The sequence below is a fragment of the Pedobacter sp. KH_004 genome (assembly GCF_057840755.1).
This window is the reverse complement of sequence record NZ_CM174519.1, coordinates 2856210-2867997: the sequence shown is the minus strand read 5'-3', so window position 1 is coordinate 2867997 and position 11788 is coordinate 2856210. Positions and strand designations below refer to the sequence as shown.

Here is an 11788-nt window from a genome sequence, read left to right as displayed (position 1 = left end):
CTAACCGCGAAGAATGCCGAACCGAAAAGCACAGTCCCGTAGCTCAGCCTGGTTAGAGCACTACACTGATAATGTAGGGGTCTCCAGTTCAAATCTGGACGGGACTACTTTAATAATCCTGGGGGATTAGCTCAGCTGGCTAGAGCGCCTGCCTTGCACGCAGGAGGTCAACGGTTCGACTCCGTTATTCTCCACATCAAGAAAATACATCACCGGGATCGGTGGTCATCATTGACAGACTGAAAGAAAAAAGAAACGCCATGGGGCACATATATGGAAGGTATATGAAACGGTTCGAGACCGCGGTTTTTGACTAATAAGGAATAGGCTATAGGCTTGGTCCGGGGGACATTAAACCCTGAACCTTTATACCCTCAGCGCTGTACCTTAATAAAGTTCTTTGACATATTGGAAGAAGTTAAAAAAGAAGAGCAAACAACAATAGGCGACTGTTGTGTTTGTGCTCGCTTAAAGGAACCGCAAGGGACCGATAAGCATGAGACATCATAACAAGAGCAAAAAAAGCATACCATATGGCGCAAAAGGCATATGAGTAGAAGAAAGTAATAAAGAGTACACGGGGGATGCCTTGGCTCTCAGAGGCGATGAAGGACGTGATAAGCTGCGATAAGCTTCGGGTATTTGCAAATAGGAATTGATCCGAAGATTTCCGAATGGGGCAACCCGGCTGGTTGAAGACCAGTCACATATAATGAGCAAACCTGCCGAACTGAAACATCTAAGTAAGCAGAGGAAGAGAAAATAACAATGATTTCCTGAGTAGTGGCGAGCGAAAGGGAAAGAGCCCAAACCATCCATGTTACGGCATAGGTGGGGTTGTAGGACTGCAACGTGGCATTAGCAAACAGAAGTGGAATGGGATGGGAAGCCCAGCGATACACGGTGATAGCCCGGTACACGTATAGAATGCTAGTCTAGCAGTATCCTGAGTACCGCGAGGTCGGAGACGCCTTGTGGGAATCTGCCGGCACCATCCGGTAAGGCTAAATACTCCTGAGAGACCGATAGTGAACCAGTACCGTGAGGGAAAGGTGAAAAGAACCCCGAACAGGGGAGTGAAATAGAACCTGAAACCGTGTACTTACAAGCGGTCGGAGCATCCAAGTGGTGTGACGGCGTGCCTTTTGCATAATGAGCCTACGAGTTACTCCTCTCTGGCAAGGTTAAGTGCTTCAGGCACGGATCCGAAGCGAAAGCGAGTCTGAACAGGGCGTATAGTCAGAGGGGGTAGACGCGAAACCTTGTGATCTACCCATGGACAGGTTGAAGGTGCGGTAACACGTACTGGAGGACCGAACCGATAAACGTTGAAAAGTTTCCGGATGATCTGTGGGTAGGGGTGAAAGGCTAATCAAACTGGGAAATAGCTCGTACTCCCCGAAATGTTTTTAGGAACAGCGTGGATATTAAGTTTCATAGAGGTAGAGCTACTGATTGGGTGCGGGGGAGTCAAATCCTACCAAATCCAGACAAACTCCGAATGCTATGAAATATGATCTGCAGTGAGGCGCGGGGTGCTAAGGTCACGCGCCGAGAGGGAAAGAACCCAGACCATCAGCTAAGGTCCCCAAGTTACAGTTAAGTTGAACTAACGAGGTCCGATTGCACAGACAGCTAGGATGTTGGCTTGGAAGCAGCCATTCATTTAAAGAGTGCGTAACAGCTCACTAGTCGAGCGATCGGGCATGGATAATAAACGGGCATTAAATTGTACACCGAAGCTATGGGATTGAAATATATCGGTAGGGGAGCATTCTAGCGGCAGCGAAGGTATCTGGTAATGGGTGCTGGAGCTTCTAGAAAAGCAAATGTAGGCATAAGTAACGATAAGGCGGGAGAGAAACCCGCCCACCGAAAGGATAAGGTTTCCTGATCAACGCTAATCGGATCAGGGTCAGTCGGGACCTAAGGAGAACCCGAAGGGGAAATTCGATGGACAACTGGTTAATATTCCAGTACTTTTTATAACTGCGATGTGGGGACGGAGTAGTGACACTGCCGCGATCTGACGGAATAGATCGTTAAAGACAGTAGGTAATGGAACGGTAGGCAAATCCGCCGATCTAGCTGAAAGTCGATAGTACCGCAAGCCTTCGGGTGAGTGGATAGCGCAGGTAATCAGACTTCCAAGAAAAACCGCTAAGCTTCAGGTTATAAAAACCCGTACCGCAAACCGACACAGGTATCCGGGAAGAGGATTCTAAGGTGCTCGAGTGAATCATGGCTAAGGAACTCGGCAAAATGGCCCTGTAACTTCGGGAGAAGGGGCGCTGGCAGCAATGTCAGCCGCAGTGAAAAGGCCCAGGCGACTGTTTAACAAAAACACATGGCTTTGCAAAATCGAAAGATGAGGTATAAGGCCTGACACCTGCCCGGTGCTGGAAGGTTAAGAGGGGATGTCATCCGCAAGGAGAAGCATTGAATCGAAGCCCCAGTAAACGGCGGCCGTAACTATAACGGTCCTAAGGTAGCGAAATTCCTTGTCGGGTAAGTTCCGACCTGCACGAATGGTGTAACGATCTGGGCGCTGTCTCAGCCATGAGCTCGGTGAAATTGTGGTCCCGGTGAAGACGCCGGGTACCCGCAACGGGACGGAAAGACCCCATGCACCTTCACTACAATTTAACATTGACATTGGATACAGGATGTGTAGGATAGGTGGGAGGCTTTGAAGCGGCGTCGCTAGGCGTCGTGGAGCCAACGTTGAAATACCACCCTTTCTGTATTCGGTGTCTAATCCCGCCTGTCGGGAGACATTGTTTGATGGGTAGTTTGACTGGGGTGGTCGCCTCCAAAAAGGTAACGGAGGCTTTCAAAGGTAAGCTCAGTACGCTTGGTAACCGTACGCGGAGTGCAATAGCATAAGCTTGCTTGACTGTGAGACATACAGGTCGATCAGGGTCGAAAGACGGATATAGTGATCCGGTGGTTCTGCATGGAAGGGCCATCGCTCAAAGGATAAAAGGTACGCTGGGGATAACAGGCTGATCTCCCCCAAGAGCTCATATCGACGGGGAGGTTTGGCACCTCGATGTCGGCTCGTCACATCCTGGGGCTGGAGAAGGTCCCAAGGGTTCGGCTGTTCGCCGATTAAAGTGGCACGCGAGCTGGGTTCAGAACGTCGCGAGACAGTTCGGTCCCTATCTGTTGTGGGCGTAGGAATTTTGAGTGGGGCTGACCTTAGTACGAGAGGACCGGGTTGGACTAGCCTCTAGTGAATCTGTTGTTCCGCCAGGGGCATTGCAGAGTAGCTACGCTGGGAATAGATAAGCGCTGAAAGCATCTAAGTGCGAAACTAGCCACGAGATGAGAATTCCATATAGGACCGTAGAAGACTACTACGTTGATAGGCTACAGATGTAAAGCTGGCGACAGCACAGTCGAGTAGTACTAATCATCCGAAGCTTTCAAAGCAAACAGACTGTTGTTTGTTCTTCTAAGATAACTTCTTTCAATAATATGTCATTTAGGTTGTAGGTGATAAGCTGTGGGTGGTACGTTCAAAAACGTAAAACCCAATACTTAAAACTCAAGACTTATTTAAAAACATTTAGGTGCCTATATCGGTGGTGTCCACCTCTTCCCATTCCGAACAGAGAAGTTAAGCCCACCAGAGCCGATGGTACTGCGGTAACACGTGGGAGAGTAGGTCGGTGCCAAATCTTAAAGCCCAATAGGGCATTAACGAGAACCCCATCAGCAACAGCTGATGGGGTTTCCTCGTTTATAACCGTTTCTGTAATCCATGGGGAGAAAAGAATAATGAATAAGGAACAGAGAGCAACTGTCTTTAAAGAATGCTACTATCGTTTTATTGGTTTAATGGCTACATAATCACAGGTCTGCCTGGAGTTGTTGAGCCATAGGAGGGCATATAGGTGATATAGCTGGGTGGACTAATTTGAATACCTGCGGGAAATCAGGCCCGACAGATGAAACACCCACCCTAAGTTTGATAAACCTAATGGTGCGAAGATCCTCTTTATACCGCTACCGCTCAAAGCCAATATACCCTAAAACAAAAAGATTGAAGGAACAGTGGGGATGAAGAACAAATGAAACTGCCCTGTTCTTTTCCAAAAACAACTTATAGGCACCTTTTTCCAATGATTTTGAAACTGAATCGTTGTAAATGTGTTATTAACCTGTAGTTTGCCATAATATTTGGCTATCTTTGACACAACAATATATAAACACGTATAATGAGTTTTTTTGCAGATAAAAGAAGGGAAGTAATGGTGCATATTGAAAAATATATGCTTGATATGATGGAAACCTATCTTAAACCAATTGACACCAATTGGCAACCATCAGATTTTCTTCCTGATTCTACGAGTGAAAACTTTTATCAGGACATAAGGATTTTAAGGGAGAATGCCAAAGATTTATCTTACGATTTAGTAGCAGTTTTAGTTGGTGATACCATCACCGAAGAAGCTTTACCTACCTATGAATCGTGGTTAGCCATGGTTCAGGGGCCAAGTATGAAAGAAGATGGCGGATGGATGAAATGGAACAGACACTGGACCGCTGAAGAAAATCGTCATGGTGACTTGTTAAATAAGTATTTGTATTTGTCGGGCAGGGTGGATATGCGCCAGATGGAGATTTCTACTCAATATCTGATTGCAGATGGTTTTGATATCGGTACAGGACATGACCCTTATCGTAATTTTATTTATACTTCTTTTCAGGAGTTGGCTACTAATATTTCACATAGACGTGTGGCATCTTTGGCTAAAAAAGATGGCGATACTTTGCTATCTAAAATGTGTGGAACCATTGCCTCTGACGAGGCGAGACATGCTAAGGCTTATAAAGACTTCATGAATCGTATTTTTGAGGTTGATCCGAATGAAGCTATGATTGCCTTTGAAGACATGATGCGTAAGAAGATTGTAATGCCCGCTCACTTTTTACGTGAGGTTGGTTTAAAAATTGGACAAACTTTCGGTCATTTTACTGATGCGGCACAACGTTTAGGTGTTTATACGGCTGTTGATTACGTTGAAATCATGCAATCGCTGATTGAAGATTGGAAAATAGAGGGGATGCGTGATTTAAATGATGCGGGTGAAAAGGCTCGTGATTATATTATGGCTCTACCTTCTCGTTTGTTACGTGTTGCTGAGCGTATGAAAAATCCAACTATGGATTATAAGTTTACCTGGATTGCAGGCTAAATGATATAAATATATTTTTAAAAGGGTTCTTCCTAAAGAAGAACTCTTTTTTGTTTTACATGTTTCTGCGGTATTGGCCGCCTACTTCATAAAGGGCATTGCTAATTTGACCTAGCGAACAAACCTTACATACTTCCATCAGCTGCTCAAAAATATTCTCTCCTGAAATTGCTGATTTTTGTAAATGTCTAAGCATCGACGAAGATTTATTCTCGTTTCGATCCTGAAATTTTTGAAGTGCCGAAATTTGATACTGCTTTTCTTCTTCAGTAGCTCTAATTACTTCGCCAGGAACAATAGTAGGAGAACCATTTTTATTTAAGAAAGTATTTACCCCAACTATTGGAAACTCTCCAGTGTGTTTCAAGGTTTCATAGTACAAGCTTTCTTCCTGGATTTTACCACGTTGATACATGGTTTCCATGGCTCCTAAAACGCCGCCACGATCATTTATTCTCTTAAATTCCTGAAGCACGGCATCTTCTACCAAATCGGTTAATTCTTCAATAATAAAAGCGCCCTGCAATGGGTTTTCATTTTTTGCCAAGCCCAGTTCTCGGTTGATGATGAGTTGGATTGCCATCGCTCGGCGTACCGATTCTTCGGTAGGGGTAGTGATGGCTTCATCATAAGCATTAGTGTGGAGCGAATTGCAGTTATCGTAAATCGCATAGAGTGCTTGCAGAGTAGTTCTGATATCATTAAAATCAATCTCCTGTGCGTGTAATGATCTGCCTGATGTTTGAATATGGTATTTCAGTTTCTGTGAACGATCGTTTCCTTTATATTTGTTTTTAATGGCTTTTGCCCAGACTCGTCTGGCTACCCTACCAATCACCGCATACTCCGGATCGATTCCATTAGAGAAAAAGAAAGATAAGTTCGGCGCAAATTCATCGATATGCATGCCTCTACTCAAATAATATTCAACAAATGTAAAACCATTACTTAAGGTGAAAGCAAGTTGTGAAATTGGATTTGCTCCAGCCTCGGCAATATGATAACCTGAAATTGACACGGAATAAAAATTCCTTACCTTTTCATCGATAAAATATTTTTGGATGTCGCCCATCATCCTCAAAGCAAACTCGGTAGAAAATATGCAAGTGTTTTGAGCCTGGTCTTCTTTAAGGATATCTGCCTGTACAGTTCCACGGACTGAGCTGATGGCCTTTGCCTTAATTTTTGAATAAACGTCTGCTGGCAATACTTCATCACCCGTTACACCGAGTAGCATTAAGCCAAGACCATTGTTACCCGTTGGTAAGTCGCTGTTATACATCGGTCTTTCCGCATTCCGATTTTTATAAATCTCCTGGATTTTTTGTTCTATTTGAGCTTCCAAACCGCTTTCAATAATGTATTTTTCACATTGCTGATCTATCGCAGCGTTCATGAAAAATCCTAACAACATGGGCGCTGGGCCATTGATTGTCATCGAAACCGATGTAGAAGGTGCACAAAGGTCGAAACCTGAATACAGTTTTTTAGCATCATCTATGGTTGCGATACTTACGCCTGAGTTACCAATTTTACCATAAATATCTGGCCGAATGTGAGGGTCTTCACCATATAAAGTTACGGAATCGAATGCTGTAGACAGGCGATGAGCTGGTTGTCCAAGTGATACATAGTGAAAACGTTTGTTGGTCCGTTCGGGGCCACCCTCGCCGGCGAACATTCTTGTCGGGTCTTCGCCTTCACGTTTAAGCGGAAATACGCCTGCCGCATAAGGAAATTCTCCCGGAAGATTTTCTGTTAACAACCATCTTAACACATCCCCCCAATCTTCATAACGCGGAAGTGAAACCTTTGGGATTTGTAATTTAGATAGTGACTCGTAAAATAACGGTTGCCTAATTTCTTTATCACGAACTTTATAAATAAAATACTCTTCTTTATAAGCTCGTTTTGTATCGGGCCATTGGCGCAATAAGCGTTTACAATCACCGTTTAACTGTTCTTCAAAAAAAGAGTAAGCATTTGCTAAACCGCTGCCCAGTCCTAAAGACTCATTTTCACCAGCCAAATCGATTACGCCTTTAAGCTGATACATCTTTCTCGCTATACCAACCTGTTTATCAACCCACTCATTATACATTTGGCTTGCTTCTGCTATTTCAGCCAAATAGCGGATCCTATCAGGTGGAATGATGTAGATTTTCTCCGACTGATCTGAAGTGAGTTCCATTTTTGCCTTGAAATCTGTACCTGTTTTGACTCTGATTTTGTCCATCAATGCCACAAATAGATTGTTCATCCCAGGGTCGTTGAATTGCGAAGCCATGGTTCCGTAAACGGGAATCTCTTCATCCTTCGCATCAAAAATGTTGTGATTGCGCTTATATTGTTTTCTTACATCGCGAAGTGCATCTAAAGCGCCACGCTTATCGAATTTATTGATAGCCACGAGGTCAGCAAAATCGAGCATGTCGATTTTTTCGAGCTGTGTAGCTGCACCAAATTCAGGTGTCATCACATATAGAGAAACATCACAGTGTTCGGTAATTTCCGTATCAGACTGGCCAATTCCAGAAGTCTCTACAATAATAAGGTCGTAACCAGCAGCTCTGCAAATGTCTATACTTTCCTGTACATTTTTTGATAATGCAAGGTTTGCTTGTCGAGTTGCAAGCGACCTCATATAAACTCTCGGATTATTGATTGCATTCATGCGGATACGATCTCCAAGAAGGGCACCACCAGTTTTCCTTTTCGAGGGATCGACAGAAATAATGGCAAGGGTTTTCTCAGGCACTTCAACCAAAAACCTGCGCACCAATTCATCTACCAGCGAAGATTTTCCAGCACCACCCGTTCCCGTTATACCGAGAATAGGAGCATTGTTGTTTAGCGATAATTTTTTTAACTCGTTAACAAATTCCTGAGCCCCTTCGGGATCATTTTCGGCTACTGTTATTGCTCCAGCAATTGCCGTGATTTCTTTATTCGGAATTGTTGTTAGTTCATCTGTGATTTCTGCCTTGGTTACAAAGTCCGTTTTGATCAACATATCATTGATCATTCCCTGCAATCCCATCTTTCTTCCATCGTCGGGTGAATAGATTTTGGAGATTCCATAGGATTGCAGTTCTTCGATTTCTGTTGGTAAGATTACCCCACCTCCGCCTGCAAATATCTTGATATGACCAGATCCACGTTCCTGCAACAAATCATACATATATTTAAAATATTCGATATGCCCGCCTTGATACGATGTCATTGCAATTCCCTGAACGTCCTCTTGAATAGCACAATTTACCACTTCATCAACAGAGCGATTATGACCAAGATGAATTACTTCAGCTCCGGATGATTGCAAAATTCGACGCATAATATTTATGGTTGCATCATGACCATCAAAAAGGGAAGCGGCAGTGACAAAACGAATTTTATTTTTTGGCTTGTATATTTCTACTTGTTGCATACTATAGGATTTAAGATCTCACAAAATGAAATTCTGCAATGCTTATTGAGACTATATTTGGATGAACAAATGTAGCAAATCCTTGCAATTTGGTGCTTTTATAATGGTATTGATACTCTTTATAAACAACGAAGCCAACTAAATCTAGTTGGCTTCGTTGTTTATTTATTGGTAATTTCTGTGATGGGTTCACCTACGGTACCATTTGGCATTTGGATATGGAGCAACGCAGCTAAGGTCGGTGCTATATCTGTCATGTAATGTGTTTTATTCGTTGCCCCAGGTTTAATTCCCCAGCCCATAAACACTAATGGAATATGCGCATCATAAGGGTTCCAATTGCCGTGAGTAGTACCTGTGCTGCTGCCATTAAACCAGTTTGGATTTAAAATATAGTATAAATCGCCACTTCTGCGAGCATTATAGCCATTTGTGATCATTCTTTTTTGAACTTCAGGTAGCGTTGCTAGGGAAACTCTCGACACATCAACTACGTTTGCAAATCCCTCTAATCTTTTCAGGAATTCGATTGAAGCAGCTTTAATCACATCGAAACTTACATTTCCGTTATCAGTTTTATCGTGATCGAAATGAATTTGATTATTCATTGATTTTAAAACCACATTGTTAACCTTGAATTTTTCATTTAAAAAAGCATTCAATTTAAAAACAATATCTCTATCACTTACAATACCTGCCGGCAGTTTATTTTCTTTCATAAAGGCAGGAACATGTGCAACCGCATGATCGGCACTTAAAAATAGGGTATAATTTCCTTTACCCACTTTTTTATCTAAATAATTGAAGAAATCTTCAAAATCTTTGTCTAAACGTAAATAGGTATCTTCAAGCTCCACAGAATTTGGTCCGTAAGCATGACCGACATAATCTGTTGAAGAACAGCTTACTGCAAGAAAATCAGTAATATTATCTTGTCCCAGATCTTCTGATAAAATTGCAAGTTTTGCTAGGTCTAACGTGATGGTGTTACCGTATGGCGTACTTCTAATAGCATCAAAGTTTTTATCGATGTTTTGTGTTAAGAGATGAGGAAACACATTGTTTTTGCCTTCGTAAGCTTTTTCATCAGCTGTGCTGTTTGTGTAGGTGTTAATTGGATATAGTGTTTCCCAATTTTTTGCATAGAACTTATTTGCAAGCTTCATTTTATTATAGTCAGCAATCCACATCGGAACCTCCTTCATATAATAACTGCTTGTAATCCAGTTGCCAGTGCTTCCCTGATACCAATAAGCTGCATTTGCTGCATGACCAGCTGGTAGGATTGAACCTCTATCTTTTAAAGAAATCCCTATAACTTTTCCTTTAAAGTTTGTTGCTAATCTTAATTCATCAGTTATGGTTGTGGTAAGCATGTTTTTAGGTGACATGTTACCTTCAGAAGAAGGGTTGCTTCCAACGGTTACAACTGTAGAATCTTCTGTACAATACACGTTTTTCTTAGTTTCTGAATCGTACCAATCATTACCGATAATGCCATGAACTGCTGGAACTGAACCAGTGTAAATGGTGGTATGACCAACAGCTGTGTAAGTTGGCGTGTATGGAATCAGCGTATTTTCAACCGAAAAACCTTCGTTTATTAGTCTCTTAAATCCGCCATTTGAATAGCGATTATAAAAGCGATATAAATAATCCCATCTCATTTGATCGACGACTAAACCCACCACTAATTTTGGGCGAGCAACTTCGCTTGGGAAAGCTTTAGCTGTATTGGGCGTGGCTTTTTTTGCCTGAGCATTTGCGGATGTAATGGAAAAAATAGATAGGGAAATAAGTAAATAAGAAATTTTCTTCATTCTGTTTTTAGTTAAAAGACTAAAGTAACACTTTTCAAATGAAGAAATTTTGAAGATTATGTAAAGATTTTATAACGCTTCGGCAACAACGAATGTGCTACCGCCAATAAAAACCAAATCGTTTTTTTTAGCATTTTTGACAGCTGTTTCCTTAGCCAGAACAACCGATGGATAATTATTTCCAATTAGTGAATAAGTTAGTGCCTGCGCTTTAAGTTCAGCAGCATTCATCGCTCTTTCCAGATCCGGTTTGCAAAAGTAATAGGTTGCATTTTTTGGCATCATGGATAGCACCTTTGAAATATCCTTGTCTTTTACCATGCCGAAAACAATATGTAAATTTTCGAATAATGTTTGGTTAATGTTCTTTATCACTTCAGCAATTCCAGCTTCGTTGTGGCCGGTATCGCAAATAACCAATGGATTTTTAGATAGAGTTTGCCAACGGCCCTGTAATGCGGTTAATTTCTTAACTTGCTTTAATCCATTATAAATACTTTTATCTGATACCCTGAAAGTAGATAACACATTCAGAATTTCAACGGCTTTTAAAACAGTTAAAATATTCTTTTGTTGATAAGTGCCCGTTAAATCTGTTATCAAATTCTTAAATCTGATCTGATGATTTTGATCAATATTTAACGATAATTTCGTGTTAACGATCTTAAAATCCTTAACTTTTATTTGTGAATCGGCGAAAACAATTGATGCATTCATTTCTTTTGCTTTCTTTTGGAAAACCGAAGCCGACTTAGCTTGCGTTTCACCGATAATTACCGGTGTATTCTTTTTAATGATGCCAGCTTTTTCTCCAGCAATTTCTTCTATGGTATTGCCCAGCATATTGGTGTGGTCCATGCTGATGTTGGTAATAACCGAAAGTTCGGGTTGAATGATGTTGGTTGAGTCTAGCCTGCCCCCCAAACCAACTTCAATAACCGCAATATCTACTTTATGTTTTGCAAAATGATCAAAAGCCAGTGCAACAGTGACTTCGAAAAAAGATGGTTCTACTTCGTTTATCAACTTTTGTTGATTTTTTACGAAGGAAACCACTTCCGTTTTACTAATCATTTTTCCGTTAATACGGATACGCTCGCGAAAGTCTTTTAAATGAGGAGAAGTATACAGACCAGTTTTATAACCTTCGGCTTGTAAAATTGCCGCAAGCATATGCGAGGTGGAACCTTTTCCATTTGTACCGGCAACATGTATACTATTGAATTTATCCTGGGGATTATCAAGAGCATTACAGAATATAATGGTATTAGTGAGGTCTTTTTTAAAAGCAGAAGCCCCCACACGTGTAAACATTGGAAGTTTGCGATATAAATAGT

At 41.8% G+C, this 11788-nt stretch carries 4 protein-coding genes, 2 tRNA genes and 2 rRNA genes; 5 read left to right on the top strand and 3 right to left on the bottom strand.

Annotation, left to right across the window (positions count from 1 at the left end; all coding sequences use genetic code 11):
- Positions 1–32 precede the first annotated feature (32 nt).
- The 5 genes from AC3ITD_RS12430 (at position 33) to AC3ITD_RS12410 (ending at position 5204) form a co-directional block, all read left to right on the top strand.
- Positions 33–107 (top strand) — tRNA-Ile (locus tag AC3ITD_RS12430).
- A 13-nt stretch (positions 108–120) separates the two neighbouring features.
- Positions 121–194, top strand: a tRNA-Ala gene (locus AC3ITD_RS12425).
- A gap of 363 nt (positions 195–557) precedes the next feature.
- Positions 558–3434 (top strand): 23S ribosomal RNA (locus AC3ITD_RS12420).
- Positions 3435–3571: 137 nt separating this feature from the next.
- A 5S ribosomal RNA gene (gene rrf / locus AC3ITD_RS12415) occupies positions 3572–3683 on the top strand.
- Between the two features lie 540 nt (positions 3684–4223).
- The gene (locus AC3ITD_RS12410; protein ID WP_056851446.1) at positions 4224–5204 is read left to right on the top strand and encodes an acyl-ACP desaturase; all 981 of its coding nucleotides are present in this window, start codon (positions 4224–4226) and stop codon (positions 5202–5204) included.
- 55 nt (positions 5205–5259) lie between these two features.
- Here AC3ITD_RS12410 and AC3ITD_RS12405 read toward each other — a convergent pair whose 3' ends face one another.
- The 3 genes from AC3ITD_RS12405 to AC3ITD_RS12395 form a co-directional block, all read right to left on the bottom strand.
- On the bottom strand, positions 5260–8631 hold the full coding sequence (locus tag AC3ITD_RS12405) for a methylmalonyl-CoA mutase family protein (RefSeq protein WP_489360126.1): 3372 nt from the start codon (positions 8629–8631) through the stop codon (positions 5260–5262).
- Between the two features lie 161 nt (positions 8632–8792).
- Positions 8793–10451 (bottom strand): alkaline phosphatase PafA, encoded by a 1659-nt coding sequence (gene pafA, locus AC3ITD_RS12400; protein ID WP_265801645.1) that lies wholly within the window; start codon positions 10449–10451, stop codon positions 8793–8795.
- 69 nt (positions 10452–10520) lie between these two features.
- The gene (locus AC3ITD_RS12395; RefSeq protein ID WP_489360123.1) at positions 10521–11765 is read right to left on the bottom strand and encodes a bifunctional folylpolyglutamate synthase/dihydrofolate synthase; all 1245 of its coding nucleotides are present in this window, start codon (positions 11763–11765) and stop codon (positions 10521–10523) included.
- Positions 11766–11788: the final 23 nt, after the last annotated feature.